The following is a 26845-nucleotide window of genomic DNA, read 5'->3' as shown; positions in this document are numbered from 1 at the left end:
CTCGGCCGATTATGGCGTGGTCTGCTTGGCCGTGCGGGTCACCGCATCGCCGGTGGCTGAGACGTCCTGGCCGGCACCGGCGATGGTGTTGCAGGCGCCCAGCACGGCAGCACCGCCCAGCAGGGCGAGCAGGGCCAGGGTGATGGAGAGGTTCTTGCGCATGGGGATGATCCTTGTTTCGGGTGTCTGACGCGGTGAGACGACCGGGCGTGTTGCCTCGGCGGCGATGCCGAAGCTGTGCCAAGGCCAATGCCGGCTGGCAGGAGGCGCCATGCCGGGCAAAATTTCGCGGGATTTCGATTATCCTGGCGCCGGCTGATCGCGGCGGGGCTGAAGTTATATGGGGTGCCCATGGACATGCTTCAAGACTGGACGGTACTGCGGCTGGTGACCCTGGGCCTGGCGGTCATCCAGATCCTGGGCGTGGTCCTGGTCATCCGCAGCTTCTTTACGACCAAGAGCGATCTGGCCGGCCGGGGCCTGGCCCAGGCCTATGGCGTGATCCTGATCATCCTCACGATCATCTTCCTGGTGCCGGCCCTGATCCTGGTGCTGGGCGGCAACCTGATCACCCTGGCGCTGATCCTCACCCTGGTGCCCTTCCTGGCACTGCTGGTGCGGCTGGTGGTGTAACCTGTCATGGTGCGGAGCGTGGCGGCGGCGGCGTGCGTCCTTCGAGACGGCCCTGCGGGCCTCCTCAGGATGAGGAAAATCTTTGTGGCATAAAGACTTGCCTCATCCTGAGGAGCCACCAAAGGTGGCGTCTCGAAGGACGCAGGATGCGACTCCCACCGGTTATTGGCGATGGATCAGGTCTTCGGCCCGGCGCAGGTCGCCGGGGTCGTTGATGTTGAAGAACGGGTCGACGGGGGCGGTGGCGTAGTCGACGGTGGCGAAGCCCGCGCGGGTGGCGAAATGCTCCACCTTGGCCAGGCCTTCCTCGACCAGGGCGCGGCGCAGGGGTTCGCGCAGGGTTATCGACCACAGGGCGGTCAGCCAGTGAGTCTGCCCGCCCGAGGCGGCGCAGACGAGGGGCATGTCCACGGCGGCGGTGCTGAGCCGCGCGGCCAGGTCCCGGGGCACGAAGGGCTGGTCGCCGGGGACCGAGAGCAGCCAGCGGCAATCGGCAAAGCGGCTGGCCCAGTCCAGGCCCGCCAGCACGCCGGCCAGCGGGCCGGGCTGGCCGGGCAGGGGGTCGGCCAGGACCGGCAGAGCGAAGCTGGCGAAGCGGGCAGGATCGCCGTTGGCATTCAAGGCCAGGCGGGCGCATTGCGGGGCCAGCCGCTCGATCATGTGGCCCAGGATCGGCCGCCCGCCCAAGGCCAGCAGGCCCTTGTCGCCGCCGCCCAGGCGCCGTGCCTGGCCGCCGGCCAGGATGACGCCGCAGGGCGCGGTCACGGCCAGGCCCCGGCGAAGGGGATGAAGGCGACCGGCGTGCCCGGTTCGATGGCCTGCGCCGCCTCGGGCAGGTCGATGAGGCCGTCGGCCTCCGCCGCCCAGACCAGGTTGCTGGCGGCGTTGTGGGCCAGGCGCCGGACCGTGCCCCCCGTCACCCTGCCGGGCAGGTAGACCCGGTCGCCCGCCGGCTTGGCCCAGGTGAAACCCGCCGCCAGGGTCACCCGCGGCAGCGAGGCCGGCATCGCCCCGCCCAGGCGCCGCAGCAGGGGACGGCCGATCAGCAGGAAGGCAACCGCCGCCGCCCCGGGATTGCCGGGCAGGCCCAGCACCGGCGCGCCGCCCAGCAGCCCCAGGCCGACCGGCCGGCCGGGGCGCAGGGCCAGGCGCTGAAAGATCACCCGGCCCTGCGCTTCCAGGATGGCGCGGACATGGTCTTCCCCGCCGACCGACATCCCCGCCGTGGTGACGATCAGGTCGTGGGCCCGGGCCGCCGTGCCCAGGGTGGCGGCGATGGTGGCGCGGTCGTCGGGCTGGATCGGGTATTCGTTGACGATGCAGCCCGCCTGCGCCAGCAGGGCGCGCAGCATGGGCCGGTTGCTGTCGATCACCTGGTGGGCCTGGGGCTTCGTGCCCACGGCGACCAACTCGTCTCCGCTCGACAGCAGGGCGACCCGCAGGGGCAGGCGAACCGCAACCTCGGCATGGCCCAGATCCGCCAGCAGCCCCAGGCGAAGCGGGGTGAGCACAGCCCCGGGGGCGAGCACGGCAGCGCCCGGCGCCAGGGTCTCGCCCTGCCGGCGGATATTGGCCCCCGGGCGCAGGGCCGCGGGCAGGGTAACGCGTCCCGCCTCGAGCGTGACCGCCACCTCCTGCATCACCACCGTGTCGGCGCCCGCGGGCACCACGGCGCCGGTGAAGATGCGCACCGCCTCGCCCGGGCCGAGCGTGCCGGCAAAGGGACGGCCCGCCGCCGCCCGGCCGATGACCGCGAACCCGGCCGGCCCGGCGGCGCTGTCGGCCGCACGCAGGGCATAGCCGTCGACCGCCGCATTGTCGGCCAGCGGCAGGGGCGCCAGCGCGGCGACCGCCTCGGCCAGGATGGCACCCGCCGCCTCGTGCAGGGCCACGCGGCGGGTGGCGGCGACGGGGGCGAAGGTCTGGTCGATCAGGGCCAGGGCTTGGTCGAGGCGCAGCAGCATGGCCCGCCCCTCAGGCCAGGTCGTTGGCGATGAGAAAGCCGACGATGGCATCGAGGTCGTCGAGCGGCAGCCAGGGCACGGTCAGGCCGGGCAGGGGCTTGGGGCTCGCCACCGCCACGATATGGCGGTCGTCGGGCTGGAGCAGGGGCTTGCCCACCTCGGGACGGTGCACCTCGAGCTTGGGGAAGGCGTCGCGCTTGAAGCCCTCGACGATCACCACGTCGACCGGGGCCAGCCGGGCCAGCAGGCTGTGCAGGTCCAGCTCGGCTTCGCCGCGATACTCGTGCATCAGGGCGAAGCGCCGGCTCGAGGCCACCAGCACCTCGGCGGCACCGGCGGCGCGATGCTCGTAGCTGTCCTTGCCGGGCTGATCGACGTCGAAATCGTGGTGCGCGTGCTTGATGGTCGAAACCGTGCGGCCGCGGGCGATCAGGGCGGGGATGACCTGGGTGACCAGGGTGGTCTTGCCGCTGCCGCTCCACCCGGCAAAGCCGATCAGGCGCATGGGACGGTCATCCGGTGATACGCTCGGGGTGGCTGTAGAGACTGTGCCGGGCCCCGCGGGCAAAGGCGATCAGGGTCATGTTGGCGCCGTCGGCCAGGCGCACGGCATAGGCCGTGGGGGCCGAGACCGCCGCAATGACGCGGATGCCGGCACTGGCCGCCTTCTGGACGATTTCGTAGGAGCAGCGGCTGGTCGCCACCAGGAAGCCGGCGGCGGGGTCGCTGCCCGCCCGGGCCAGGGCGCCGATCAGCTTGTCGACCGCGTTGTGGCGGCCGACATCCTCGCGGATCAGCGCGATCTCCCCGTCCAGTCCGGCCCAGGCGGCGGCGTGGACGGCGTGGGAATCCTGGTTCAGCACCTGGCGCGGGGCCATGGCGGCCAGGGCGCGGGCAACCACCGCCGCCGCGATCGCCGGCCCGTCGGGCAGGGCCGCCGCCGGGCGCACCGCCTCGTCCAGGCTCTCGACCCCGCACAGGCCGCAGCCGGTGCGCCCCACCAGGCTGCGCCGCCGCTCCTTCAGCAGGGCGAAGCGCCGCGCCGGAATTGTCAGGGCCAGTTCGATGCCCTTGTCGAAGTCCGTGCGCCGGCAGTCGCGCAGGTCGCCCGGCCGCTCGATGATCCGCTCGGTCAGGCTGAAGCCCAGGGCGAAGTCTTCCAGGTCCTGGGGTGTGGCCATCATCACGGCATGGGAAATGCCGTTGAAGACCAGGGCGACCGGCACCTCGTCGGCCAGGATGTCGTGGCCGGGCCGGGCGCCGTCGCCGTCGCGCCGCACGCAGGCGACATCGACCAGGGGCGCAAAGCGGCTGCCGGCCGGCTCGTCGTCCAGCGCCGGATCGTCCGCAGGGGCCGTCCCCGTCATCTCGCCTCCTGGGCTGGTCTTCGTCGCGACCATCAATAGCCCAGCGGCCCGCGCGGTCAAGGACCCCCGCCCGCGGGGGCCCGGGGCAGTGTTGATCTCCTCACCCGTCGATCGCACGCCGATCGACGGGTAGCTTGCGCAACCGCTTGCCGGTCGCCGCGGAGACGGCGTTGGCGATGGCCCCGGCGATCGCCGCCGTGCCGGGCTCGCCAGTGCCGGTGGGCGGCTGATCGCTGTCGACAAAATAGACCTCGATCGTGGGCGCCTCGTCGATCCGCATGACCCGGTAGGTGTCGAAGTTGGTCTGCACGATCTGCCCCTGCTCGATGTCGACCGCATTGTAGAGCGCCGCGCTGGCGCCAAAGATGATGCCGCCCTCGATCTGCGCCTTGGCACCGTCGGGATTGACGACCCGCCCGCAATCGACCGCGCAGACGACACGGTCGAGCCGAACCTCGCCCCGGGCGTCGACCGAGATTTCGGCCACCTGCGCCGTGTAGGTGCCAAAGAGCAGGATCAGCGAGACGCCGCGCGCCTGTCCGGCAGGCATCGGCGTGCCCCAGCCGGCCTTCTCGGCCGCAAGGTCGAGGACGGCCATCGCCCGGGCGATTCCGCCAGCAGGCGCCGGCGGAACGCCACAGGGTCCTTGCCAGCCGCCTCGGCCATCTCATCGACGAAGCTTTCGACCACGAAGGCATTGTGGGTAACGCCGACACCGCGCCACCACCCGGTCATCAATCCCGCCGGGGGTTCCGCGCGGCTGTATTCGATGAGCTGGTTGGGGAATTTGTAAGGCCCGGCGGCGCCGTCGACCGCATCGGGGTCGAGCCCATTGACGAACCAGGCCGGTGTCCAGCGGGCCATCACGCTGGAAGCGGCGACGCGGTGCGAGAAGGCCGTGGGCATGCCATTGGCATCGAGTCCGGCCGAGAGCCAGTCGACGTAGTGCGGACGAAAGGCGTCGTGCTGGAAGTCCTCCTCGCGCGTCCACATGACCTTGACGGGTACGCCGGCCTGCCTGGCGATCCTGGCTGCCTGCACGGCGTAGTCCGTCTCCAGCCGGCGACCGAAGGCGCCGCCCATCAGGAAGTTGTGCACGCGCACCTTGTCGGCCGGAAGACCAATGGCCTCGGCAACTGCCGCCTGGACCCGGGCGATCACTTGCGTGCCCACCCAGACGTCGCAGCCACCGGCCGTGATCTGCACGGCGCAGGTCATCGGCTCCATGGTGCCATGGGCGAGCAGCGGCGCCTCGTATCGGGCTTCCAGGGTCTTTGCCGCCGCGGACAGGGCGTTCTTGACATCGCCTTGGTTGCTCGCGACCACCGCACCGCCGGCAATCGCCTTGTCGAGATCGCCCACCAGATCGGCCGTCGAATAGGTTGACGCGCCGCCTGTCCATTGCGGGTTCAGCGCCGCAAGCCCCTTCCTGGCGGCCCCCGTGTGGTCGGCGATGACCGCCACGGTCTCATCGACACGAACCACCTTGGCGACGCCGGCGACGGCTAGGGCCGCCGCCTCGTCCATGCCGGCCAGCCTGCCGCCGATGATGGGCGAGGCCTGGGCCACCGCGATCTTCATGCCGGGCGCTAGAAAATCGATGCTGTACTGGGCCCGGCCGGTCGTCTTGTCGACGGAATCGCGCCGCTTGAGCGATCTGCCGATGATCCTGAAGTCCTTGGGATCCTTCAGCGCGACCTTCTCGGGCACGGGCAGCGCGGCCGCCCTGGCCGCCAGGTCGCCATAGGCGAGGCGCCGGCTGCTGCCGTCATGGATCACGGCGCCGTTTTCGGCCCGGCAGCTCGATGCGTCAACGCCCCAGGTTGCCGCGGCCGCCGCGACCAGCATGGTGCGCGCCGTGGCGCCGGCCTGGCGGAACGGCTCGTAGAACGCGGCCATGGAGGTGGAGCCGCCGGTCGCCTGGAAGCCCAGCCTGGGGTTGGCGTAGAGCTTGTCGTCCGGCGGCGCGTGTTCCACCAGGATCTGGCCGGGGTCGACTTCCAGCTCTTCCGCGATCAGCATGGGCAGCGAGGTATAGACGCCTTGCCCGATTTCGACCTGCGGCATGATCGCGGTTACACGGCCGACCGTGTCGATCCTGATGAAGGCGCCCGGCGCGAAGTTTGCCTGCGTTTCCGCGGCAGCCGCGCGATCGGCGCGGAACATCGGCGCATTGACCGCAATCAGCAGGCCGCCCCCGGCGGCGGCGCGCAGGAAGGAACGCCTCGACAGCCGGGGCGTAACTTCGCCCAAATCCTTCATGGCCATGGTCAGCCTCCCTGTTTCGCGGCGTATTTGATCGCTTCACGAATGCGGACATAGGTGCCGCAACGACAGATGTTGCCCGACATGGCTTCGTCGATGTCGGCATCCGTCGGGTCGGGCTTCTCGACCAGCAGCGCCGCCGCGGACATGATCTGTCCGGACTGGCAGTAGCCGCACTGCACCACGTCGAGATCCTGCCAGGCCTGCTGAATCTTCAGGCCGCTGGGGGTCGTGTGGATCGCCTCGATCGTCGTGATCGCCGAGGTTCCGACACTGTCGATCGGCGTCTGGCACGATCGTGCCGGCAGGCCGTCGATATGGACGGTGCAGGCGCCGCATTGCGCAATGCCGCAGCCGTACTTGGTGCCGGTCATGCCCAGGATGTCGCGAAGGGCCCAGAGCAGCGGCGTATCGCCATCGGCGTCGACGCTTCGGCGCTCACCGTTGATGGTCAGATCATAGGCCATGAACTCATCCTTGCGCTGCCTGGGCCTCGGTGTGCTGCGGTTCCGCCTGAAGCTCGAACCAGCCCGTGGTCGCCTCGATCACCGTCCACAGCTTGTCCGGGATGGCGATATAGGGGACTTTCGACGGGTTCAGTGCGGTGTCGATCCGCTCGTCGAGATCGATCTTCGCCAGTTCGACCCAGCCCGGATTCATCACCAGGCCCTGACCGATGGCGACGAGCGACAGCCCCAGTTCCATGGCCTTTGCGGCTTGGTCGGGCGTCCTGATCTGGCCGGCGGCGATGACGGGCAGGCGCCCGGCAACATGGTCGAGGATCAGCCTGGCGGTCGTCGCCGCGCCATGGTCGCCAACCGGCCTGGCCTCGAGCAGGTTCGCCAGCGAGGCGTGGAGATAGTCGATGCCGCTGTCGACCAGCCTGTCGATCAGCACAAAAGTATCGTCGATGCGCAGCCCGCCTGCGTCCGGCTCGTCCGGCGAGAGGCGGTAGCCAAGCAGGAAGGGCCGGGTGGCATGAGCCTCGATCACCCGCTTGACCGCCTCCACCACCGCCAGCGGGAAGCGCAGGCGGTTTTCGAGCGAGCCGCCCCAGTCGTCCGCCCGCTGGTTGAACTTGGGCGAGAAGAAATTCTGGATCAGGAAGCCGTGGGCGCCGTGCAGTTCGACGCCGTCGAAGCCCGCCTCGATGGCGCGCCGCGTCGCCGCGCCGAACGCATCAATGACGTCGAGGATTTCGTCATGGGTCAGCGCCCGCGGCGTGAGCGCGGGGCTGAAGGGGCCTGCCTCGGTGGCGACGGCGCTCGCGCTGACGACCTCGCCGCCCGGCACCAGGGCCGGAATGGCCTTGTTGCCGGCGTGGAAGATCTGGAGCACGGCGGGTGCCCCGCCGCTCTTTGCAGCCGCCGCCAGCCGCCGCAGGCTGGGCACGAAGCTGTCGTCCCAGGCGGCGAATTCGTTGGTAAAGCCGATGCCGTTCGCCAGGACGTGGGTGCATCCGGTGATCACGAGGCCGACGCCGCCCACCCGGCGGCGATAGTAGTCAAGCTCCGCGTCGGAAACGGTCCCGTTCGCGTTGCCGGCCCAGGTGGTCATGGGCGCCATCACGACGCGGTTGCGTAAGGTGATTCCCTCGGCAAAGGCGAAGGGTTCGAACAGTTTGTGGCGTGCCTGGTTCACTGGGGTACCTGTCTGCCTGTGGTTGATCCGGCCTGACCTTCGGCGGCCGTCCGGGATCGCTGACAATCAGATAGTCCTGGTGGCTCAATTCGATTAGCCGCTATAATGCACTTGGGTCTATGTATGTGGTGCATGAATGAAGCGGGACGACCTTTACGACCTCGCCGCCTTCGCCGTTGTCGCCGAGCAGGGCAGTTTCACCCGGGCGGCGGCTGAACTCGGCATGTCCCAGTCGGCCTTGAGCCACGCCATGAAGGCCCTGGAGGAGCGGCTCGGCGTGCGCCTCCTGGCGCGGACCACACGCTCGGTTTCGACGACGCAGGCGGGCGAGACGCTGCTGCGCTCGCTGCGCCCCGCCCTGGACGAGATTTCTTCAGGCGTCGACGCCGTCGGCGCCCTGCGCGGGAAGCCCGCCGGCACCATCCGCATCACCGCGACCAAGCATGCGGTGTCGTCCGTCGTCATGCCGGTCCTGCCGGGTTTCCTCGCGGCCCATCCCGATATCCGGGTCGACATGATCATCGACGACAACCTGACCGACATCGTCGCGGAACGCATCGATGCCGGCATCCGCTTCGGCGACATCGTCGAGAAGGACATGATCGCGGTCCGCATCGGGCCGGACATCAAGATGGCCGTCGTCGGCGCGCCGGCCTATTTCGCCGCGCATCCGGCACCCTCGACCCCCCGCGAGCTTTCGGGCCACCGCTGCATCAACTACCGGCACATCAGGTCCGGTGGGCTCTACGCCTGGGATTTCGAGGAGAAGGGGCGGCCGTTCCAGGTTCGGGTCGACGGTCCCCTCATCTTCAACAACGCCGACCTGATCCGCGAGGCCGTCCTGGTCGGGCAGGGGCTTGCCTATGTCTACGAGGATGAGGTGGTGGCTGATATCGAAGCCGGCCGCCTGATGCGGACCCTGGAGGCGTGGTGCCCGACATTTCCCGGCTATTACCTCTATCACCCCAGCCGGCGGCAGTCGCCGCCCGCCCTGGCGGCGTTCATCGCGGCCCTTCGCTACCGAGCCTAGCGCCGGGACGATGCGGCGTTCAGCGTTACGGCCGCGCGGATAAGCGCCTTCAAGGCCGCCTCGTTTATCTTCTCGCCTTCGTGGAAGTCGATGGCACGCCGGGTGTTGCCGTCGAGGCTGGAATTGAACAGGCCCGACGGGTCGTCGAGGGCGGCCCCTTTGGCAAAGGTCATCTTGACGACACTCTTGTAGGTCTCGCCGGTGCAGATCATGCCGTCGTGATACCACACGGGCACGCCGCGCCACTTCCACTCCTCGATCACCTCGGGGTCGGCCTGCCGGATCAGGGCGCGCAGCCGGGCGAGCATCTCGCCCCGCCAGTCGCCCAACTCCCTGATCCGCTCGTCGATCAGCCGGGCGGGGTCGGCTTCTTGTCGAGGTGCGCTCTTGCTCACGATGTTTCCCTCTTTCCGTTTGAAGATTCTCGGCCGCGCTACGGGACCCAGCCGGGCAGGGCCGATGCCTGGCCGATCCAACGCGCCACCAGTGCCTCGTCGAGTTCGTCGCCCTCGTGGATGTGGAAGTAGCGCGTGTCCTTGTCCTTGGATGAGACCGGGGGAACGGGACGCAGCGCCGCGCCGCGGAAGAACGCCACCTTGATATACTTCGTGAAGCAATGGATGCCGAGGAACCAGCCCTGGCCCTCGATGCCGTACAGCGGCGAGTTCCATTTGACCGCCTTGCGCACGCCGGGGACGGTGCGCACGATGAGCGCGTCGAGGCGGCGCCCGGCATCGCTTTTCCAGCCCGGCATGGCCGCGATATAGGCCTGCACGGGGGCATCGCCGTCGGCCTTCGCGATCTGAGGGTTGCCGCCAGAGAGGAGGGCCGGCGTCTTGGATGTGGTCTTTGCCATCGCGTTCACCCACACATTTCAGTCTGCCATCCCCGCCAGGACCTGCTCCAGGCCGGCAAAGAACTTCGGCCAGCCGAACCTGGCGCCCTGGTAGGCCTGCCGCTGGTCCGGCCGGAAGCCCGACTGTTCCATGCGCAGGCGGGTCCCCGTGCTCGTCGGCGTGAGAGTCCAGGTCACCACGCTCTCGAGGCCAAGGGCGCCCCAGGTGTAGGACAGCGTCCTGTTCGGCTCGACCGCCAGGACCTGGCAGCCGACGCTGCCCCAGTCTGCCTGAAGATTGAAACGGTGGTCCACGACCGGCTTGAAGTCGTTCTTCATCAGCCATTCCTCGATCAGGTGCGGCTGTGTGAGCGCGCGCCAGATCTTCTCCGCCGGGAAGGCGACCTCCCGTTCGACAACGACGCAGAGCGTTTCGGCCGCGGTATCGGTCATTGGTCCATCCTTTTCAGCAGGTTTTCGAGATCGTCGAAGCGGCTTTCCCAGAAGCCGGCCATCTGGCTTGTCCAGTCGATCAGCGGGGCCAGGGCGCCGGGCATCGCGCGGTAGTGGGTCTGGCGGCCTTCATGGCGGTCGAACACCAGCCCCGCCTGCTTGAGGACGCCCAGGTGCTTCGAGACGGCCGGTTGCGAAACCCCGGCCCGCGCCGTCAGGGCCCCCACCGTCTGCTCCCCGTCACGGCACAGCCGCTCGAAGAGGGCACGCCGGGTCGGATCCGCGAGCGTTCGAAACAGCAGGGCGTGACGCAGGGGCATCGGAATCCATAACTCGCCAGCTATTGGTTAAATCAATAACCAGCGAGTTATGCGTGAGTCAACCGGGAAGTTGGGGAGAGCTTGGGCGCAGCGTCAGATCGGCTGTCTCGCAGCGACATTGAGGTTTAATTTTTGCGGCATATACTGACAGTTGAATCGGGGCAGGGTGACGGTGTGTCGATTGATCTGAAGGCGGTCGAGCAACTCGCAACCGATCAATCCTCGCTCAAGGCGGCGGCCGGTCTGGCCAAGCCCGCCAAATGGTCCGGTGTCGGCACGAGCCGGGATGGGGCGCTTGTCTGGGGCGAGTGTTCGGGCTCCGGCGCAAATCCTTACCGGGTGATGGCCGATCTGCGCGACCTGGGCAACAAGTGCACCTGCCCGTCGCGCAAATTTCCCTGCAAGCATGTGCTGGGCCTGCTGTGGCTCAATGCCGAAGAGATTGTGCCCTTCGTCCCCGCCGATACGCCTGACTGGGTGAGCGACTGGCTGGGGCGGCGACGCCCCGGCGGCGGCAAGCCGAAACCAGCAGACGACGTGCCGGTCGCCGCCAAGGACGTGCATGCGGCGCAGGTCGCCCTGCCGGACGATGCCGAGGATCCCAAGGCGGCAGCCCGGCGCGAAGCAGCGTCGGCCAAGCGCGCCGAGGATACCGAGCGCACGATCCTCGATGCGCTCGACGCGCTCGAGCAATGGATCGGGGACCAGCTTCGGATGGGGCTGCCCCCGTTCATCGATGATGCGACTGCCCGCTGCCGGCGGATCGCGGCGCGCCTGGTCGATGGCAAGGCCGGAACCTTGGCCGGGCGGATCGACGAACTGCCGGGACGGCTGCTGGCGCTGCCGGCCGGCGACCGGCCGCGCGCCGCGGTGGTCGAACTGGGCAAGCTGGTGCTGCTCGCGCGTGCCTTCCGTGCCACGCCGCGCGACGCCGAGATCCGGCGCGCGGTGGCCACGGCGGAAGCGCGCGAGACGGTCCTGGCCCATCCCGACGCGCTGCGCGTGAGCGCGCGCTGGGAGGTCTTGGCCGAGCAGGTGCAGACGCGGCGCGACGGACTGGTGTCGCAGACAAGCTGGCTGCTCAATCTCGGCGCGACGGGGCCGCGGTTCGCGATGCTGCTCGACTTTTTCCCGGCAAGCGTGGGCCGGCGCGGATCCGTGTTCACGCCGGGCGAGCGGTTTCAGGGCGAACTGGTCTTCTATCCGGCGCAGCGGCCATTGCGCGCGCTGCTGGTCCAGCGCGCGGCGGCGGAGGCCGCGACCGCGCCGGAATGGCCTGCCCCGGACAACGCATTGACCGATGCCCTGAGCGAGCCACTGCTCGCCGAGCCCTGGACGCTCGAGGTGCCGCTGCTGCTGCCGGCGGGGCGAATCGCGCTCGACAGCGCGGGCCATGCCTGGTGGCGGTCGGCGGATGGTTCGACCATCCTGCCCGTCGCCGGCGATACCGAGGGGCTGTGGCGCGGCACGGATCTAATGCAGGCGGCGGCAATCTGGTCGGGCAGCCGGCTAACCTTCCTGGCGGCTCAGAGCCGATGGGGGCGGATCGGCGATGGCTGAGGCAATCTACGACGGGCTGGGCGCCGTACTGACGCGCTGGACCATGGGCATGGCGGCGGCACCAGCCGCTTCTATGTGGCGAGATGAACTTGGTGCCGAACCGGCGGAAGCTGAATTGCGGCTGCTCGCGCTGTCGAGCCAATTCCTGGGCGTGGTCGTGACGGCAGAGCCGCCGGTGGATCTGCGCGTACTGTCAGATATTGCAGCACTCGCACTGCCGACGGTTCCCGATGCCACCCGCGCGCTCGTGCGCCGCAATCTGACGACCATGAAGGACGCGCGACTCAGGAACGAGATGCTTCGCTTCCTGACCACGCGCGGATGGACGGTCCACCCGGGCGATTGGATGCCGGTGGCAAGCGACGAGGAAACCCCCGACGTCTACGCGCCGTGGCGGGACTGGACGGAAATGGCGGCATCAGCCGGCGCGGCAGGAACACGGATGCCAGATGTGCTCAGTGCCGAAAATTGGGCCGACTACTGGCCGGCGGTGCGCAAGGCGGCTCTGGCCAATCTCAGGATACGGGATCCGGACGCAGCTCGCGTGCTGCTGGAGGCCAAGCTCGCCGACATGGGCGCGGAGGAGCGGCTGCGGTTGCTGGGACTGCTGGCAATCAAATTGTCCAACGCCGATGCGGTATTCCTGGGATCCCTCGCTGCTGCCGATCGCGCACCCAAAGTGAGGGGGCTGGCCGCTTCGTTGCTCAGCCGCCTCGGCTACGGCGCAACAGCCGGCGAAGACGTGGCGGAATTGGCGAGGTTCTTCGAGGTCAAAAGCAAAGGCCTGTTGCGGCGGACGCAGGTGCTGGTCGCGCAGACGCTCAAGACCCCGGCACAGGCCGCCCGCCGCCGTGTGCTCTTCGCCAATGCCGAGGTCGCGGCCTTTGCTGCCGCGCTGCAGGTGCCGCTCGACGACCTGCCCGCGATCTGGAACTGGGGCGAGGACCTTCTGGCGGATGTCGAGTTCGTGTCCATGGTCGAGCGATCCGGCTCGGATCCGCTGATCGCGGCACTCCTCGACACACTGGAACGCAAGGATGTCCGCGAGATCCAGGTGCTGTTCGCGCTGCGATCGCGACTCGATCCGGCACGACGCGTGGAACTCGCATATCGAGCGTTGAGGGGCGGCGAGAGCTTCCAGACCGCGCTGCGGATCGCGGGCGGCTGCGGCCGGATCGACGGCGCGATCGACATGCGCGCAGGCGTCACGCTGACTGGTTCGCTCGGTGAAGCCGAAGGTGGCAAACCCGCCGAACTGGCAGCCGAATTGCAGGCGCTGGGCCTGATCGCCTCGCGTACCGCCGCCATTCATGCCATGGAACGGCTGGGCACTGCCGGATTGCTGCGGGCCGATCCGCGCCTTGACATGCTGCGGCTCAACGCCGCCTTGGACGACAGTGGGGTGAAAGAATGAGCGAGAAACTGCGCCTGCCTGCCGAGGAAAGCTATGCGGCCGAGCTCAAGGCGCTCGCCGCCGGCGATACCACGCAGCGCCCGCCCGGCTGGGCCCTCTCGCCGCGCGTGGTGGTGACCTATCTCATGGGCGGGACGGCTGCCGACGGCACCACCATCACGCCCAAATATGTCGGCGACCGCCGGTTGATCGAGACCGCGGTGGCGACCCTCGCCACCGATCGCGCGCTCCTGCTGCTGGGCGTGCCGGGCACTGCCAAGTCCTGGGTGTCCGAACATCTGGCCGCGGCTATCACGGGCGACTCGACGCTGGTGATCCAGTGCACCGCCGGCACCGACGAGAACCAGGTCCGTTACGGCTGGAACTATGCCCAACTGCTCGCCCACGGGCCGCGCCGCGAGGCCTTGGTCCCCACCCCGCTGATGCGCGCGATGGAGGCCGGCCAGCTCTGCCGCTTCGAGGAGCTGACGCGCATGGGCAGCGATGTGCAGGACACGCTGATCACCGTGCTTTCCGAGAAGATGATGCCGATCCCGGAACTCAACAGCACGGTCTATGCACGGCGCGGATTCAACATCATTGCCACTGCCAACAATCGCGACAAGGGGGTGAACGAGTTGTCGTCGGCGCTCAAGCGCCGCTTCAACGTCGTCGTGCTGCCGCTGCCCTCCAGCGCCGAGGAGGAAGTGGCGATCATCGTCAAGCGCGTGGGCGAGATGGCGCAGAGTCTGGACCTGCCGGCGCCCAAGAATGTCGCCGAGGAAGTGGCGCGGGTGGTGTCCATCTTCCGCGAGCTGCGCTCAGGCGCGACCGAGGACGGCAAGGTTGCGCTCAAGTCGCCCTCGGGCGGGCTTTCGACAGCCGAGGCAATCGCCGTGATGGTGGGCGGAATCAGCCAGGCCACCTTCTTCAACGACGGCAGGCTGACGCCTGAAACACTCGCCGCCAACATGATCGGTGCGGTGGTGAAGGATCCGGTGCAGGACACCGCCGTACTGGGCGAATACCTCGAAACCGTGCTGAAGAAGCGGCGCGGGTTCGAAGGCTATTATGCCTCGCTCACCGACCTGATCTGAGCCGATGGCAGGCCTGGTCTCCCTGTTCGGCATCCGCCATCACGGGCCGGGATCGGCCCGGCGGCTGGTGGAGGCGCTTGACCAACTCCGCCCGCAGGCGGTGCTGATCGAGGGGCCGGCGGATGCGTCGGACCTGTTGCCGATGCTCGCCGATCCGGACATGGCGACGCCGGTGGCATTGCTCACCTATGCCGAGGAGGACCCGGCCAGGGCCAGCTTCTATCCCTTTGCCGACTACTCGCCCGAATATCAAGCCGCCCGCTGGGCGGTGCGGCAGGGTGCCGTGTTGCGTTTCATCGACCTGCCGGCGTCCGACCGGCTGGGCATGGCCGGCGGCGGGATCGAGGACGACGCGGCGAGCCACGCCGACGAGAATCCGATCAGCCGCGATCCGATCGGCGCGCTGGCGACGGCGGCCGGCTATGACGACGGCGAATCCTGGTGGTCCGACGTGATCGAGGAAAACCCCGCGTCCGGGCCGGTGTTCGCGGCGGTCGCCGATGCGATGACGGCGCTTCGGGCAGAGGTGGGAGAACCTTCGGCCCGCGAGGCGGCGCGCGAGGCACATATGCGGATCGAGATCGCCAAGGCCGCCAGGGAATGCGAAGGGGCGGTCGCCGTGGTATGCGGCGCGTGGCATGTGCCGGCCCTGGCCGAGCGGCGCAGCCTCAGTGCCGACCGCGAACTGCTGAAAGGCCGCCCGAAAGCGAAGATCAAGGCCACCTGGGCGCCCTGGACCGCACCCCGCCTGGCGCGGGCGAGCGGCTATGGCGCCGGCGTGGTGGCGCCCGGCTGGTGCACCCATCTGTGGGAAACACGCAACCATACCGATCGCGTCGCCGTCTGGCTGACCAAGGTGTCGCGCGCGCTGCGCGACCGGGGGCATTTCGTGTCGACGGCCTCGACGATCGAGGCGCAGCGGCTGGGCTCCGCCTTGGCCGCGCTGCGCAATCGTCCCGCACCGGGCTTCGAGGAATTGCGCGAGGCGGTGATCGCCTGCCTGTGCCATGGCGAGCGGGCGGTTTGGAATGACGTCGCGGCCGACCTGCTGATCGGCGCGGGCGTCGGGTCGATCCCGGCGGCCACGCCGCTCGCCCCGCTGCTCGAAGATCTTCAGCGCCAGCAGAAGGCGACACGGCTGAAGCCCGAGGCGCTGGAGCGATCCTTGACGCTCGACCTGCGCAGCGAAAGCGGTCTTGCCCGCTCCACCCTGCTGCACCGCTTGAATGCGCTCGATGTCCCCTGGGGCCAGCTGGCGGATGCCGGCGGCAGCCGTGGTACCTTCCGGGAGAATTGGCAACTCTGCTGGCAGCCCGAATTCGCGGTGCGGCTGATCGAGAACCTGGTGTATGGCTCGACCATCGCCGAGGCGGCGGCCGGCCGGGTGATGGAGGCGATGCGCGGCGAGCCCGAATTGGGCGCCTTGGCGGCGCTGGTGCGCAACGCGATGATCGCCGGCCTGCCGCGCGCCACGGCATACGGTATCGCCGCGCTGGAAGAAAAGGCCGCCCTCACCAGCGATTGTCAGGCCCTGCTTTCTGCCCTCCCGCCCATGGCCGACATCCTGCGCTATGGCGAGGCGCGTGCCGGGACCGTCGAACATCTGGGCACGCTGATGCCACGCATCGTGGTACAGGCCGCGCTCGCACTGTCCTATGCCGCGCGCAATCTCGATACCGAAGCGGCGGGCAAGCTGCGCGCCGCGATCCTTGCCGCCGATGCCGCGATCCAGCTCGCTCAGCTCGACGCGGAGGTCACAGCGAACTGGCACCACGCCCTGCAATCGCTCCTGCGGGACGACCAGGCGACCCGCCTCATTGCCGGCACGGCGGCGCGGCTGCTCTACGAGGTCGAACTGCTCGCCGCCGGGGAAGCGGCCGACCTGTTGACGCGGATGCTGTCGCCCGGCACGCCGGTCGCCGAGGCGGCGGGCTTTTTCGAAGGTTTCTTCGAGGGCTCCGGCGAGCGGCTGATCCATGACATGCCGTTGCGCGGCGCGGTCGATGCCTGGCTGATGGCGCTGGAGGGGGATGCCTTCACCAGCAGCCTGCCGCTGTTTCGCCGGGTCTTCTCAGGCCTCGACCGGTCCGAGCGGCGGCGTCTGATGGACGCGCTGTTCGAGCGCGGCGGCGGTGGCGCCAAGGGCTACCGCCTGATCGCGGGTGCGGCGGAAATCTGGCCCCGGCATCAGGCCCGGGTGATCGAGTTGCTGAATGCCGGAGCGCCGCGATGAACGAGAGCGACGAACGCGGCCGCCGCTGGACGCTGGCACTCGGCGTCGAGCCAGAAGACGCGCAGGGCGGCGGTCTCTCTGACAGTGACCGGCGCATGTCCGCTGCGCTGACTGCGCTCTATGGCGATGGCGAGGATGTCCCGAAGAAGGGCCGCGGCGGGCTTGGCGGATCGGCGCCGCGTGTCGCGAAATGGCTGGGCGATATCCGCGAATTCTTCCCCACCCCCGTGGTGCAGGTGATCCAGAAGGACGCCTTCGAGCGCAAGGGCCTGCGCCAGATGCTGCTGGAGCCCGAATTCCTGGCGACGGTCGAGGCCGACGTCAATCTGATCGCCGACCTTGTTTCGCTGCGCGGCGTGATGCCCGAGAAGACGAAGGAAACCGCGCGGATCGTGATCGCCAAGGTGGTCGCGGCGCTGATGGAACGGCTTGAACGGCGTACCGCCGACGCGATCCGCGGCGCGCTCGACCGATCGCGCCGCACCAGCCGTCCGCGCTTCGCCGATATCGACTGGCCACGCACCATCCGGGCCAATCTCCGGCACTATCAGGCCGAGCATCGCACCGTGGTGCCCGAGCGGCTGATCGGCTTCCTGCGCCAGCAGCACCGCATCGTCGATCTCGACGAAGTAACCTTGTGCGTCGACCAGTCGGGATCGATGGCGAGCTCGGTCGTCTATGCCTCGATCTTCGCGGCGGTGATGGCGTCCCTGCCGGTCGTCGCGACCAAGCTGGTATGCTTCGACACCGCGATCGTCGACCTGACCCAGGAACTGGCCGATCCGGTCGAGGTCCTGTTCGGCGTCCAGCTTGGCGGCGGCACCGACATCAATCGCGCTGTCGCCTATTGCGAAGATCGGATCGAACGGCCGGGCAAGGCCCACCTGGTGCTGATCACCGACCTCTACGAAGGTGGCGATGCCGAGGCACTGGTCGGCCGGTTGGCACGGCTGTCGCTGATCGGCGTCAACGTGATCGTGCTGCTGGCGCTGACCGACACCGGTCGCCCTGCCTATGATCCCGCCCTGTCGGCGAAGGTGGCAGCGCTGGGCATTCCCGTGTTTGCCTGCACGCCCGATCAGTTCCCGGGCCTGATGGCGACGGCGCTGCGCCGGGGAGACATCGCCGGCTGGGCCGCGGAACAGGACATCAAGCTCATCCGATCCGATAACTAGTAAGAACGCCGACCAAGTCGGGCTAAACCTGCCCTCGGCCCCGGCAATCGCCGCTATCCCGCCCGTGCCACCGCGATGATCTCACCATGCCCGGCCGTCCAGGTCGCGCCATGCCAGTCGCCGAACCAGTCCACCGCGCCGAACCCCGCCGCCGCCAGGTGCCCCGCGATCGCCGCCTGGGGCAGGAAGCGCAGGCGGCTGGTGGTCGCCAGGGTCGCGCCGTTGTCGAAGCGATAGCGGGTTTCGAAACTCACCAGGTCACCGTCCAGCGCGAGCAGATGGTGTTCGAGCTCGACCCGGGCGTCGGCGAGGCGGCGGCGGGAGGTCTCGGGCGTCCAGCGTTCCCAGGGGCGGGTCAGCGGGTTGCGGGAGTCGAAGGCGAGGCGGCCGCCTGGGCCTAAGTGCCGGCGGGCGTTGGCGAGAACCGCGTGGATGTCGGCGTCGGTCAGGAAGACCTGGAAGACATGCCCGGTCATGATGATCAGGTCGAACCGGGCGTCGAGCGTCGTGCTTCTTGCGTCGCCGGCGATCCAGCGGACGCGGGCGCCACCGGCACGCCGCCGGCCAACCTCGAGCATGGCCGTCGCCGGGTCCAGGCCGCTGACCAGGTGGCCGCGGGCGGCCAGCGCCATGGTCAGCAGTCCGGTGCCGCAACCAAGATCAAGAATACGCCGAGGCGTATCACCCGCCAGTCGCAGGTAGAAATCGGTATCGGCCGCGGCAGGGTTCAGGCGGTCATAGAGTGCCACCAGGCGAGGGTGGTCATAGGGCTCGTCGCTCATCGGACAATGGCTGACACCGGCGGTGATATCCCTATTCGACGCTAGCGCGGGGGGCGTATAAGCTGGACCACATTCAACTGCGGCGTCGAGCGCCTGGTGGGTCGAGCGCCTGGTGGCGGCGAGGGGGAATTCGCCGCCTGATCCACAGGGAACCGGCATCGGCGTCCGTACCAGGGTCAATGGTTCCATCTGGGGGGCACAATGCGCAACTGGAACACGCCAGGCGTCGCCATTGATCGGGAGGCCTTTTCCTCCACCGTCGACGCCGCCGGTCAGATCCATTTCTATTTCGCGGCAACGGATGCCGAGAAGACCACGGTCGACGGCCTGAAGATCGATCGGCTCGGCGGGGTTGCCGGGGCGATCGAAACCGTGCTGCAGGTCGAGGTGCCGGATCCCTCGCTGCCGCCCAGGCCGCCCACGCCCGGCTATTACCAAGATTTCCCCGACCTTGTCACGCCGCCGGCCTTCGATCGGGCGTTGACGGGGGGCGATGGTTCCAGGTTCCTGTTCTCGTCGAACCTCATCGAACACTATGAGTATTTCGGCGAGCCTTATGATGATACGGGCTACTACGAAAAGACATACTATCAGGATTATTATACGGCGTATGTACTGGGTGATAGTACAACTTATGATGATTTCGAGTTTGTCGTCCGGGGTGAATTAATAGACGTTTACTACAATGAGTATGCCGAATTTTATGACGAAGAGGCTGATGAATACTATTATGAAGGTATTGAGGATAGCTATGCTCTCGAAACCTCCATTGAGGGCGTGACGGTCGGCGCTTTCGACAGCGCGGGCTTCCTCGCCGCCTATCGGTCCCAAACCTATGTGCCTCAGCTTTCGGGGCTCTATGCCCGCAAGATCGATCCGGACGTGGCAAGCCAGCCGGCGGTGCTGCTGGATGGGACGCCGGTTGGCGATGCCGCGGTGATCGAGCGCGCCGGTGATCTGCTCGGCGTGGTCTGGGTGAACAGCGTTGGGACGGAGTCGTTTGTCCTGTCCATGGGCGCGTTCCGTGCCGACGGCACGCTTCAGCGCAGCTTCAACACGACGATCCCCCTGGCCAGCCTCGACGGGCAGCCGGTCTTGAGCGGTCTCACCGTGCTGGGCGCCGCCACCGTCGAAGGCGGCGATATCTTTGCCGTGGTCGAGATCGGCGGCGTGCCCTACCTGGGACAATTCACGGCAGCGCTTCAGCCGGCGGGCGACTTCGCCAAAATTGCCGGCGGACGCTGGACCGGCAGCACGCGCGAGCACGTCGAGACCCTCTCGATCGTGGCCCTGCCGGACGGCGGCTTCGTCATGGCCCTGTCGCTCGAGCAGGATGACACCCCGGGCGGTGCCGATCACCGCATCGTCCTGCAGCAATATGATGGCGACGGGGCGATCGTCGGGTCTTCGTTCAAGATCGCGGCGGCGGATGGCGGCTGGGTACAGCTTGGCGATCTGGGCGATGGCCGTGTCGTGCTGTCATGGACTCATGACGGCCAGACCCTGACGCAGACACTCGATACGCGGACCACGGCCCTGGTCGACGCGGGCACGCCCGATGTCGACACCACCATCGGCACGGCGCTTGGCGATACGCTTTCGGGCGATGCCGGCAACGACCGGCTGGTCGGCGGTGCCGGCAACGACCGCCTGCTGGGCGAGGCGGGCAACGACCTGCTGATCGGTGGCGCCGGCGCCGACCGGATGGACGGCGGCGCGGGGCGCGACGTGGCACGCTTCGAGACCGCGGTGACCGTCGATCTGCTGGATGGCAGCCTGAACACGGGCGAGGCGAAGGGCGACCTGTTCACCTCGATCGAGTCCTTGCGCGGCTCGTATCAGGACGATCGCCTGTCCGGCACGAACGGTGCCGATATTCTGGACGGGCAGGGGGGCGACGATTGGCTCCTCGGCCGTGACGGCGACGATATTCTGATCGGCGGTAGCGGCCTCGACAAACTCTTCGGCGGGGCCGGGGCCGACCAGTTCCGGTTCGAGGGCAAGGGCGAAGGCCACGATACGATCGACGATTTCACCCGCGGGACGGATCTGATCGTTCTGCGCCAGGACGGCTTTGACATCACTGCCCTGAACCTGGTCGTCGCCAACGCACCGGTCGCCTCGACGGGTGCAGCCACCTTCCTGTTCAAAAAGAGCACGGGCCTGCTTTCCTTCGACGCCGACGGCAACGGGGCCGGCCAGGCCATCGAGGTTGCCACGCTGACCGGGATCAACAATTTGACCAGTGCCGATTTTCTCCTGATCGCCTGACCCGTTGAAGTCGTCGCTCATGGCGTGACATTTCAAACAATCTTCCCGCACTATGCAAAAAACGGCGGGGGAGCCATGCGGCGAATCTTGAAGTGGCTGGCGATCGCGATCGTCGGTGTGGCGCTGGGCCTGGGCTCGGCGGCCTTGGCCGTGACCCAGGTGGTCAAACGGTCGGGGCTTCATGTCGGTGCCTGGTCGACGCCGCTCGATGCCGGCGGTGCCGATCGCGGCTTCTACACCCGGGCGGCGGTGGCGGTCGGGGCGCTGCTGGCACTCAACCGGTCGGAGACGATCTATTTCTTCGCCGACAGCGATGACGAGGGCCGGGCACTGGATGCCAACTGCACCTACACGCTGGAGGGCAGGGACCCGGCCGCGCGCTGGTGGTCGATCACGCTCTATGCGGGCGACCATTTCCTGATCGAGAATGCCCAGAATCGCTGGTCCTACAACGGCGCCAATGTCGCCCGTGCGGCCGATGGCCGCTTCCATATCAAGGTCGCCAAGGCCGAGCAACCGGGCGACTGGCTGCCTACCGGCCAGGCCGAAAGCCTGGTCCTGGTGGTGCGCCTCTACAATCCCGCGGCCGAGATCGCGGCCGACCCGGCCAAGGCCGCCCTGCCCAGCATCAGCCGCGGGGAGTGCCGGTCATGAGCGGCTTCCTGCGCGCCCTGGGCATCGTTGTCCTGATCGCCGTGCCGGTCCACCTGGCCACGGTGTGGTATGCGCCGCGCCTGATCATGGCGGCGGTCATCGAGCGCTCGGCCGAAATTGCCGGCGGCTTCAACAAGCCCATGCACACCCCGCCGGTGGACCACACCGCCCGCCGGGTGGTCCTGCCCAGCCCGGACCTGCTCTATTCGAGCTGCACCCTGGATTTGGCGGCCGGGCCGGTGGCGGTCAGCGCCACCCCGCCCAACGGCTACTTCTCGCTCTCCCTGTTCGATGCCGCGACCGACAATGTCTTCGTGATCAACGACACCAAGGCGGGCGGGCAGCCGATTCACCTGCTGGTCGCCGGCCCCTCCACCCCCGCGGCGGCGCCCGCGCAAGGCGAAATCCTGGTCCAGATGCCCTCCGACCGCGGCTTCCTGCTGCTGCGCGCCCTGGCCGCCACCCCGGAACTGGCGGCCAGCGCCGATGTCGCCCGGCGCACCCTGGCCTGCGGCGGGGGATCGTGACGGCCTTGGGGGCACTGTCGCCCCCATTGCCGCGAACAATCGCCGCAGCATGCTTGAGCCCCGGACATATAGCCTCTAAAAGAGCGCAACCAGATGGCAGGCGGATAGGCGCCCAAGCCTGACCAATCCCACCGGAGTACCTGTTCGATGTTCTCGAAGCTGCTCGGCATTTTGTCCGCCGACATGGCAATCGATCTTGGAACCGCCAATACGCTTGTCTACGTAAAAGGCCGCGGCATCGTCCTCAACGAGCCGTCCGTCGTCGCCATGGTTTCCAACCGCGGCAAGAAACAGGTTCTCGCCGTGGGCGACGAGGCCAAGATGATGCTGGGCCGCACGCCCGGCAATATCGAGGCGATCCGCCCCTTGCGCGACGGCGTTATCGCCGATTTCGAAGTGGCGGAGGAAATGATCAAGCATTTCATCCGCAAGGTTCACAACCGCCGCTCCTTCGCCTCGCCCCAGATCGTGGTCTGCGTGCCCTCGGGCTCGACCGCGGTGGAACGCCGGGCGATTCAGGAATCGGCCGAATCGGCCGGCGCCCGCCGGGTCTTCCTGATCGAGGAGCCGATGGCCGCGGCGATCGGCGCCAACCTGCCGGTGACCGAACCCACGGGCAGCATGGTGGTCGACATCGGCGGCGGCACCACGGAAGTGGCCGTGCTGTCGCTGGGCGGAATCGTCTATTCCCGCTCGGTGCGCGTCGGCGGCGACAAGATGGACGAGGCGATCATCGCCTATATCCGCCGCAACCATAACCTGCTGGTGGGCGAGGCTTCGGCCGAGCGCATCAAGAAGGAGATCGGCTCCGCCGCCCCGCCGGAAGACGGCTATGGCGCGACCATGGAGATCAAGGGCCGCGACCTGATGAACGGGGTCCCTAAGGAACTCGTGATCAGCCAGCGCCAGATCGCCGAGAGCCTGGCCGAGCCGGTTTCCGCCATCGTCGAGGCGGTGAAGGTGGCGCTGGAGCACACGGCGCCCGAACTGGCCGCCGACATCGTCGACAAGGGCATCGTGCTGACCGGCGGCGGCGCGCTGCTGGGCAATCTCGACCTCGTGCTGCGCCATGCCACGGGCCTGCCCGTGTCGATCGCCGACGATCCGCTGACCTGCGTCGCAAAAGGCACCGGACGGGCGCTGGAGGAGATGAAGACCTTGCGCCATGTCCTGACGCAGGCTTACTAATTTCAATTGGTCCACAGACTCGGGGTGATTTGCCCCTAAGGATCATAGCGTGCGCCAGCAACCGCTCCGCGTGACCAGCCTGACAGCGCCCTTCAAGGCGCTGGCCCAGCGCTTCGCCTTTTTGGCGCTGCTCCTGCTGGCGGCGGGCTGGTCATCCTCGGTAAGGTCGATTCGATGCTGCTCGAACGCGGGCGGGCGCTGGTGATCGACATGATGGCGCCGGTGCTGGAACTGGCGGCCCAGCCGATCGCCAGCGTCAAGGACGGCATCGCCACGGTCGACGGCTGGTTCAACCTCTATGCCGAGAATCAGGCCCTGCACGAGGAAAACGAGCGGCTGCGCGCCTGGGCCGCCACGGCCAGGCGCCTGGCGATCGAAAACGCGACCTATCGCAGCCTGCTCCACGTGCGTGACGAACCCGCCGTGCGCTTCGTCACCACCCGCGTCATCGCCGAAGGCGGCGGGCCCTTCGTGCGCACGGTGGTGGTCGATGCCGGCGCCAGCGCGGGCGTTGCCGCCGGCCATATCGGCATGACCGGGACCGGCGTGGTCGGGCGGGTGATCGCCGCCGGCGACCAGTCGGCCCGCCTGCTGCTGCTGACCGACCTCAACAGCCGCGTGCCCGTGGCGCTGGAGGGCGGCCAGGCGCGCGGCGTGCTGGAGGGCGACAACTCCGCTCTGCCGCGGCTCAGCTATCTCGCCGCCGGCACCAAGGTCCACCCTGGCGACCGCATCGTCACCTCAGGCCTGGGCGGCATGTTTCCGCCCGGCCTGCCCATCGGCTCGATCGAAACGGTGACCAACGGCGTGGTCCGGGTCAGGCCCTGGGTGCGCTTCGACAAGCTCGACTTCATCAAGATCGTCGAATACTCGCTCGAGCCCGATGCCATCCCCGATCCCGCCCCGCCGGCCGGCCCGCCGCTGCCCTCGGTCAACGCACAGGCCGAACCGGCCAAGCCCGCCGCGGCCCCCCCGGCACGGTGACCTCGGCGCCACCGGCCGCAGCCGGGGAGCAGGACCGGTGATCGAGCCCTGGCCGCGCCGCCTGCTGGCCAACCTGGTGCTCCTGGTGCCGCCGCTGGTCGGCTTCGTCTGCGTACTGATCGGCGTGGCGCCTTCCGGCGTCAGCGGGATCGATGCCGCCGGGCCGGCCCTGACCCTGATGCTGATCTATTTCTGGACGATTTTTCAGCCCCACCTGCTGCCGCCGCCGGCGGTCTTCATCATCGGCCTGTTGCAGGACACCCTGTCGGGCGCGCCGATCGGGCTGGGCACCTTGATCCTGCTGGGGGTGCAGCAGTTCGTGGCGCGTGAGCGCCGGGTCTTCACCGCGCGCACCTTCGGCATCGCCTGGTTCGGCTTCGGCGTCGTCGCCTTCCTGGCGGCGGGGGCGGGCTGGCTGCTGGGCAGCCTGCACGGCGCCCGCCTGATCGAGCTGCAGCCCTTCGTCATGCAGATGCTGCTGTCGATCGCGCTCTATCCGCTGGCCAGCTGGATCTTCGGCCAGATCGTCCGGCTCCTCGATTCGCTCGAGGAATTCCGATGAACAACGAGAAGAACGACAATCTTCGCGCCAAGACCTTTACCCGGCGGGCATTGCTGCTCGCCGGCGGCCAGCTCGGCCTGCTGGCGGTGCTGGCCGGGCGCATGTACCAGCTTCAGGTGGTCGACGGCCAGCGCTTCCAGATGCTGGCGGAAGACAATCGCATCAACCTGCGCCTGCTGGCGCCGACGCGGGGCCGCATTCTCGACCGCTTCGGCAACGAGTTGGCGACCGGCCGGCAGAATTTCCGCGTCGTGCTGATCCCGGAACAGAGCGACGATGTCGATGCCACCCTGACCGGCCTCAACGCCATCGTGCCGATCCCCGAACACCAGTTGCGCCGGATCCGGCGCGAGATGGGCCGGGTGCGTGCCTTCATGCCGGTCACCGTGCTCGAGAACCTGAGCTGGAGCGAGTTCGCCGCGGTCAATGTCCACAGCCCCGAACTGCCCGGCATCCAGCCCGACGTGGGCGAGACCCGCTACTACCCGTTCGGGCCCGAACTGGCCCATGTGATCGGCTACGTCGCCTCGGTCAGCGACAAGGACATCGCCGAAAGCGCCGATCCGGTGCTGCAACTCCCCGGGTTCAAGATCGGCAAGAACGGCGTCGAGCGCAGCTTCGATTCCGCCCTGCGCGGCAAGGCCGGGGCCAGCCAGGTCGAGGTCAACGCCTACGGCCGCATGATCCGCGAACTGACGCGCGACGAGGGCCAGCCGGGCGAGGATGTCGTGCTGGCCCTGGACCTTGCGCTGCAGCGCTTCGCCCACGAGCGCCTGGGCGAGGAAAGCGGCGCCGTCGTCGTCATGGACGTGCACACGGGCGAACTGATCGTCTGCGTCTCCACCCCCGGCTTCGACCCGACGCCGTTCAACGTGGGCCTCAGCAAGACCGAATGGAACACGCTGCAGAGCCACCCGCGCAGCCCGCTGATCAACAAGCCGATCAGCGGCCAGTACCCGCCGGGCTCGACCTTCAAGATGGTGGTCGGGGTCACGGCCCTGGATGCCGGAATCATCCAGCCCTCCCATACCGTGTTCTGCCCCGGCTCGTTCCAGCTCGGCACCCATACCTTCTATTGCTGGAAGAAGGGCGGCCACGGCACGGTCGATTTCCAGACGGCGCTGGAACAGTCCTGCGACTGCTTCTTCTATGATGTCGCGCGCCGGGTCGGCGTCGACCGGCTGGCGGAAGGGGTGCGCAAGTTCGGCCTGGGCGAGAAGCTGGGGATCGAACTGCCGGGCGAGCGGCCGGGCCTGATCCCGACCACGATGTGGAAGGAAAAGGCCCTGAAGAAGCCCTGGCAGCAGGGCGAGACCGTGATCGCCGGCATCGGCCAGGGTTACGTGCTGGCAACACCCCTGCAACTGGCGACGATGACCGCGCGCCTGGTCAACGGCGGTCGCGCGGTGGTGCCGCGCCTGGCCAAGGCGCCGCCTGGCGCGGCGGAAGCGGCGCCGGCGATGGATATCGACAAGCGTTGGCTGGACCTGGCGGTCAGGGGCATGATTCGGGTCACCAACAGCCAGTCGGGCACGGCCTTCCGCTCACGCGTGACCGAACCGGGCATGCAGATCGGCGGCAAGACCGGGACCAGCCAGGTGGTGCGCATCAGCCGGGCGGAGCGCCTGTCGGGCGTGCGCCGGCGCGAGCAGGATAAGCCCTGGCACGAGCGCCACCATGCGCTGTTCGTGGGCTTCGGCCCGGTCGACAATCCGCGCTATGCCTGTGCCGTCATCGTCGAGCATGGCGGCGGCGGCTCTTCGGCCGCGGCCCCCGTCGCCGCCGACATCCTGCGCGAAGCCATGCGCCTGGATCCGGTATCGCGCACCGCGCTGGCGCCGGCCAATGGTGCGACCGGCGACCGCACCTGAATTTTTTTGCATGAAGTCCTCGACAAGCCGGCGGCGGCTT

28 protein-coding genes are annotated in these 26845 nt (G+C 68.3%); 14 read left to right on the top strand and 14 right to left on the bottom strand.

Annotation, left to right across the window (positions count from 1 at the left end; genetic code table 11):
- Positions 1-9: 9 nt before the first annotated feature.
- On the bottom strand, positions 10-162 hold the full coding sequence (locus tag D3874_RS11610) for an entericidin A/B family lipoprotein (RefSeq protein WP_119778229.1): 153 nt from the start codon (positions 160-162) through the stop codon (positions 10-12).
- A 189-nt stretch (positions 163-351) separates the two neighbouring features.
- Here D3874_RS11610 and D3874_RS11605 point away from each other — a divergent pair, with 189 nt between their 5' ends.
- The gene (locus D3874_RS11605) at positions 352-633 is read left to right on the top strand and encodes a hypothetical protein (protein WP_119778228.1); all 282 of its coding nucleotides are present in this window, start codon (positions 352-354) and stop codon (positions 631-633) included.
- Positions 634-795: 162 nt separating this feature from the next.
- On the opposite strand, the gene mobA is transcribed toward D3874_RS11605, so the two are convergent.
- From mobA to D3874_RS11570, 8 genes are all read right to left on the bottom strand, one after another.
- Positions 796-1398, bottom strand: a complete 603-nt coding sequence (mobA, locus tag D3874_RS11600) for a molybdenum cofactor guanylyltransferase MobA (protein WP_199699024.1) — start codon at positions 1396-1398, stop codon at positions 796-798.
- Positions 1395-2597, bottom strand: a complete 1203-nt coding sequence (locus D3874_RS11595; protein ID WP_158595945.1) for a molybdopterin molybdotransferase MoeA — start codon at positions 2595-2597, stop codon at positions 1395-1397. The genes mobA and D3874_RS11595 overlap by 4 nt, the downstream gene beginning before the upstream one ends.
- Before the next feature lie 10 nt (positions 2598-2607).
- Entirely contained in the window at positions 2608-3102 is a 495-nt protein-coding gene (gene mobB, locus D3874_RS11590) for a molybdopterin-guanine dinucleotide biosynthesis protein B (protein WP_119778225.1), read from the bottom strand.
- Between the two features lie 7 nt (positions 3103-3109).
- Positions 3110-3964 carry a formate dehydrogenase accessory sulfurtransferase FdhD gene (gene fdhD / locus D3874_RS11585; protein ID WP_119778224.1) on the bottom strand — a complete coding sequence of 285 codons (855 nt, stop codon included), beginning with the start codon at positions 3962-3964 and terminating at the stop codon, positions 3110-3112.
- A 100-nt stretch (positions 3965-4064) separates the two neighbouring features.
- The gene (locus tag D3874_RS30225; RefSeq protein WP_233559916.1) at positions 4065-4514 is read right to left on the bottom strand and encodes a molybdopterin cofactor-binding domain-containing protein; all 450 of its coding nucleotides are present in this window, start codon (positions 4512-4514) and stop codon (positions 4065-4067) included.
- The gene (locus D3874_RS11580) at positions 4481-6232 is read right to left on the bottom strand and encodes a xanthine dehydrogenase family protein molybdopterin-binding subunit (protein WP_233559915.1); all 1752 of its coding nucleotides are present in this window, start codon (positions 6230-6232) and stop codon (positions 4481-4483) included. The genes D3874_RS30225 and D3874_RS11580 overlap by 34 nt, the downstream gene beginning before the upstream one ends.
- Positions 6233-6234: 2 nt before the next feature.
- Complete coding sequence (locus D3874_RS11575; protein ID WP_119778223.1) at positions 6235-6696, bottom strand: (2Fe-2S)-binding protein; 462 nt, start codon at positions 6694-6696, stop codon at positions 6235-6237.
- Positions 6697-6700: 4 nt separating this feature from the next.
- The gene (locus D3874_RS11570; RefSeq protein WP_119778222.1) at positions 6701-7870 is read right to left on the bottom strand and encodes an NADH-dependent flavin oxidoreductase; all 1170 of its coding nucleotides are present in this window, start codon (positions 7868-7870) and stop codon (positions 6701-6703) included.
- A gap of 136 nt (positions 7871-8006) precedes the next feature.
- On the opposite strand from D3874_RS11570, the gene D3874_RS11565 reads away from it, so the two are divergent.
- Positions 8007-8900, top strand: a complete 894-nt coding sequence (locus D3874_RS11565) for a LysR family transcriptional regulator (protein WP_119778221.1) — start codon at positions 8007-8009, stop codon at positions 8898-8900.
- Here D3874_RS11565 and D3874_RS11560 read toward each other — a convergent pair.
- The 4 genes from D3874_RS11560 to D3874_RS11545 are packed head-to-tail and all read right to left on the bottom strand — an operon-like array spanning position 8897 to position 10508.
- Positions 8897-9295: a DUF1801 domain-containing protein gene (locus D3874_RS11560; protein WP_119778220.1), complete on the bottom strand. Its 399-nt coding sequence runs from the start codon at positions 9293-9295 to the stop codon at positions 8897-8899. The two genes, D3874_RS11565 and D3874_RS11560, sit on opposite strands and share 4 nt — an antisense overlap.
- A gap of 38 nt (positions 9296-9333) precedes the next feature.
- Positions 9334-9756 (bottom strand): DUF1801 domain-containing protein, encoded by a 423-nt coding sequence (locus D3874_RS11555; RefSeq protein WP_119778219.1) that lies wholly within the window; start codon positions 9754-9756, stop codon positions 9334-9336.
- A gap of 18 nt (positions 9757-9774) precedes the next feature.
- On the bottom strand, positions 9775-10188 hold the full coding sequence (locus D3874_RS11550) for an SRPBCC family protein (RefSeq protein WP_119778218.1): 414 nt from the start codon (positions 10186-10188) through the stop codon (positions 9775-9777).
- Entirely contained in the window at positions 10185-10508 is a 324-nt protein-coding gene (locus D3874_RS11545; protein WP_119778217.1) for an ArsR/SmtB family transcription factor, read from the bottom strand. Before D3874_RS11545 ends, D3874_RS11550 begins: the two co-directional genes overlap by 4 nt.
- Before the next feature lie 174 nt (positions 10509-10682).
- Here D3874_RS11545 and D3874_RS11540 point away from each other — a divergent pair, with 174 nt between their 5' ends.
- The 5 genes from D3874_RS11540 to D3874_RS11520 are packed head-to-tail and all read left to right on the top strand — an operon-like array spanning position 10683 to position 17966.
- The gene (locus D3874_RS11540) at positions 10683-12068 is read left to right on the top strand and encodes an SWIM zinc finger family protein (protein WP_119778216.1); all 1386 of its coding nucleotides are present in this window, start codon (positions 10683-10685) and stop codon (positions 12066-12068) included.
- Positions 12061-13482 (top strand): DUF5691 domain-containing protein, encoded by a 1422-nt coding sequence (locus D3874_RS11535; protein ID WP_119778215.1) that lies wholly within the window; start codon positions 12061-12063, stop codon positions 13480-13482. Before D3874_RS11540 ends, D3874_RS11535 begins: the two co-directional genes overlap by 8 nt.
- Complete coding sequence (locus tag D3874_RS11530; RefSeq protein WP_119778214.1) at positions 13479-14558, top strand: ATP-binding protein; 1080 nt, start codon at positions 13479-13481, stop codon at positions 14556-14558. Before D3874_RS11535 ends, D3874_RS11530 begins: the two co-directional genes overlap by 4 nt.
- Before the next feature lie 4 nt (positions 14559-14562).
- On the top strand, positions 14563-16791 hold the full coding sequence (locus D3874_RS11525) for a DUF5682 family protein (RefSeq protein WP_119778213.1): 2229 nt from the start codon (positions 14563-14565) through the stop codon (positions 16789-16791).
- On the top strand, positions 16788-17966 hold the full coding sequence (locus tag D3874_RS11520; protein ID WP_119778212.1) for a VWA domain-containing protein: 1179 nt from the start codon (positions 16788-16790) through the stop codon (positions 17964-17966). The genes D3874_RS11525 and D3874_RS11520 overlap by 4 nt, the downstream gene beginning before the upstream one ends.
- 53 nt (positions 17967-18019) lie before the next feature.
- On the opposite strand, the gene D3874_RS11515 is transcribed toward D3874_RS11520, so the two are convergent.
- Entirely contained in the window at positions 18020-18748 is a 729-nt protein-coding gene (locus tag D3874_RS11515; protein ID WP_119778211.1) for a class I SAM-dependent DNA methyltransferase, read from the bottom strand.
- 201 nt (positions 18749-18949) lie between these two features.
- On the opposite strand from D3874_RS11515, the gene D3874_RS11510 reads away from it, so the two are divergent.
- The 7 genes from D3874_RS11510 (at position 18950) to mrdA (ending at position 26805) form a co-directional block, all read left to right on the top strand.
- A complete protein-coding gene (locus D3874_RS11510; RefSeq protein WP_119778210.1) occupies positions 18950-21019 on the top strand; it encodes a calcium-binding protein in 2070 nt (689 codons plus the stop codon).
- A gap of 75 nt (positions 21020-21094) precedes the next feature.
- The gene (locus tag D3874_RS11505) at positions 21095-21673 is read left to right on the top strand and encodes a DUF1214 domain-containing protein (protein ID WP_119778209.1); all 579 of its coding nucleotides are present in this window, start codon (positions 21095-21097) and stop codon (positions 21671-21673) included.
- A complete protein-coding gene (locus tag D3874_RS11500) occupies positions 21670-22200 on the top strand; it encodes a DUF1254 domain-containing protein (RefSeq protein WP_119778208.1) in 531 nt (176 codons plus the stop codon). Before D3874_RS11505 ends, D3874_RS11500 begins: the two co-directional genes overlap by 4 nt.
- Before the next feature lie 147 nt (positions 22201-22347).
- Positions 22348-23388, top strand: a complete 1041-nt coding sequence (locus tag D3874_RS11495; RefSeq protein WP_119778207.1) for a rod shape-determining protein — start codon at positions 22348-22350, stop codon at positions 23386-23388.
- 174 nt (positions 23389-23562) lie between these two features.
- Positions 23563-24372 carry a rod shape-determining protein MreC gene (gene mreC / locus D3874_RS11490; protein ID WP_119778206.1) on the top strand — a complete coding sequence of 270 codons (810 nt, stop codon included), beginning with the start codon at positions 23563-23565 and terminating at the stop codon, positions 24370-24372.
- Between the two features lie 37 nt (positions 24373-24409).
- Positions 24410-24934, top strand: coding sequence for a rod shape-determining protein MreD (gene mreD / locus D3874_RS11485; protein WP_158595944.1), 525 nt, complete (start codon positions 24410-24412; stop codon positions 24932-24934).
- Positions 24931-26805, top strand: a complete 1875-nt coding sequence (mrdA, locus tag D3874_RS11480; protein WP_119778204.1) for a penicillin-binding protein 2 — start codon at positions 24931-24933, stop codon at positions 26803-26805. Before mreD ends, mrdA begins: the two co-directional genes overlap by 4 nt.
- Positions 26806-26845 lie beyond the last annotated feature (40 nt).

The organism is Oleomonas cavernae, assembly GCF_003590945.1.
GTDB lineage: Bacteria > Pseudomonadota > Alphaproteobacteria > Zavarziniales > Zavarziniaceae > Zavarzinia > Zavarzinia cavernae.
Note: the sequence above shows the minus strand (reverse complement) of the source record. Positions and strands in the feature narration are given on the sequence as shown.

What these genes read in the sequence shown, in the direction of transcription:
- D3874_RS11610 (WP_119778229.1), bottom strand. Translation starts at nt 162, where the DNA reads ATGCGCAAGAACCTCTCCATCACCCTGGCCCTGCTCGCCCTGCTGGGC.
- D3874_RS11605 (WP_119778228.1), top strand. Translation starts at nt 352, where the DNA reads ATGGACATGCTTCAAGACTGGACGGTACTGCGGCTGGTGACCCTGGGC.
- D3874_RS11595 (WP_158595945.1), bottom strand. Translation starts at nt 2,597, where the DNA reads ATGCTGCTGCGCCTCGACCAAGCCCTGGCCCTGATCGACCAGACCTTC.
- mobB (WP_119778225.1), bottom strand. Translation starts at nt 3,102, where the DNA reads ATGCGCCTGATCGGCTTTGCCGGGTGGAGCGGCAGCGGCAAGACCACC.
- fdhD (WP_119778224.1), bottom strand. Translation starts at nt 3,964, where the DNA reads ATGACGGGGACGGCCCCTGCGGACGATCCGGCGCTGGACGACGAGCCG.
- D3874_RS30225 (WP_233559916.1), bottom strand. Translation starts at nt 4,514, where the DNA reads ATGCCTGCCGGACAGGCGCGCGGCGTCTCGCTGATCCTGCTCTTTGGC.
- D3874_RS11580 (WP_233559915.1), bottom strand. Translation starts at nt 6,232, where the DNA reads ATGGCCATGAAGGATTTGGGCGAAGTTACGCCCCGGCTGTCGAGGCGT.
- D3874_RS11575 (WP_119778223.1), bottom strand. Translation starts at nt 6,696, where the DNA reads ATGGCCTATGATCTGACCATCAACGGTGAGCGCCGAAGCGTCGACGCC.
- D3874_RS11565 (WP_119778221.1), top strand. Translation starts at nt 8,007, where the DNA reads ATGAAGCGGGACGACCTTTACGACCTCGCCGCCTTCGCCGTTGTCGCC.
- D3874_RS11555 (WP_119778219.1), bottom strand. Translation starts at nt 9,756, where the DNA reads ATGGCAAAGACCACATCCAAGACGCCGGCCCTCCTCTCTGGCGGCAAC.
- D3874_RS11550 (WP_119778218.1), bottom strand. Translation starts at nt 10,188, where the DNA reads ATGACCGATACCGCGGCCGAAACGCTCTGCGTCGTTGTCGAACGGGAG.
- D3874_RS11545 (WP_119778217.1), bottom strand. Translation starts at nt 10,508, where the DNA reads ATGCCCCTGCGTCACGCCCTGCTGTTTCGAACGCTCGCGGATCCGACC.
- D3874_RS11535 (WP_119778215.1), top strand. Translation starts at nt 12,061, where the DNA reads ATGGCTGAGGCAATCTACGACGGGCTGGGCGCCGTACTGACGCGCTGG.
- D3874_RS11530 (WP_119778214.1), top strand. Translation starts at nt 13,479, where the DNA reads ATGAGCGAGAAACTGCGCCTGCCTGCCGAGGAAAGCTATGCGGCCGAG.
- D3874_RS11525 (WP_119778213.1), top strand. Translation starts at nt 14,563, where the DNA reads ATGGCAGGCCTGGTCTCCCTGTTCGGCATCCGCCATCACGGGCCGGGA.
- D3874_RS11520 (WP_119778212.1), top strand. Translation starts at nt 16,788, where the DNA reads ATGAACGAGAGCGACGAACGCGGCCGCCGCTGGACGCTGGCACTCGGC.
- D3874_RS11515 (WP_119778211.1), bottom strand. Translation starts at nt 18,748, where the DNA reads ATGAGCGACGAGCCCTATGACCACCCTCGCCTGGTGGCACTCTATGAC.
- D3874_RS11510 (WP_119778210.1), top strand. Translation starts at nt 18,950, where the DNA reads ATGCGCAACTGGAACACGCCAGGCGTCGCCATTGATCGGGAGGCCTTT.
- D3874_RS11505 (WP_119778209.1), top strand. Translation starts at nt 21,095, where the DNA reads ATGCGGCGAATCTTGAAGTGGCTGGCGATCGCGATCGTCGGTGTGGCG.
- D3874_RS11500 (WP_119778208.1), top strand. Translation starts at nt 21,670, where the DNA reads ATGAGCGGCTTCCTGCGCGCCCTGGGCATCGTTGTCCTGATCGCCGTG.
- D3874_RS11495 (WP_119778207.1), top strand. Translation starts at nt 22,348, where the DNA reads ATGTTCTCGAAGCTGCTCGGCATTTTGTCCGCCGACATGGCAATCGAT.
- mreC (WP_119778206.1), top strand. Translation starts at nt 23,563, where the DNA reads ATGCTGCTCGAACGCGGGCGGGCGCTGGTGATCGACATGATGGCGCCG.
- mrdA (WP_119778204.1), top strand. Translation starts at nt 24,931, where the DNA reads ATGAACAACGAGAAGAACGACAATCTTCGCGCCAAGACCTTTACCCGG.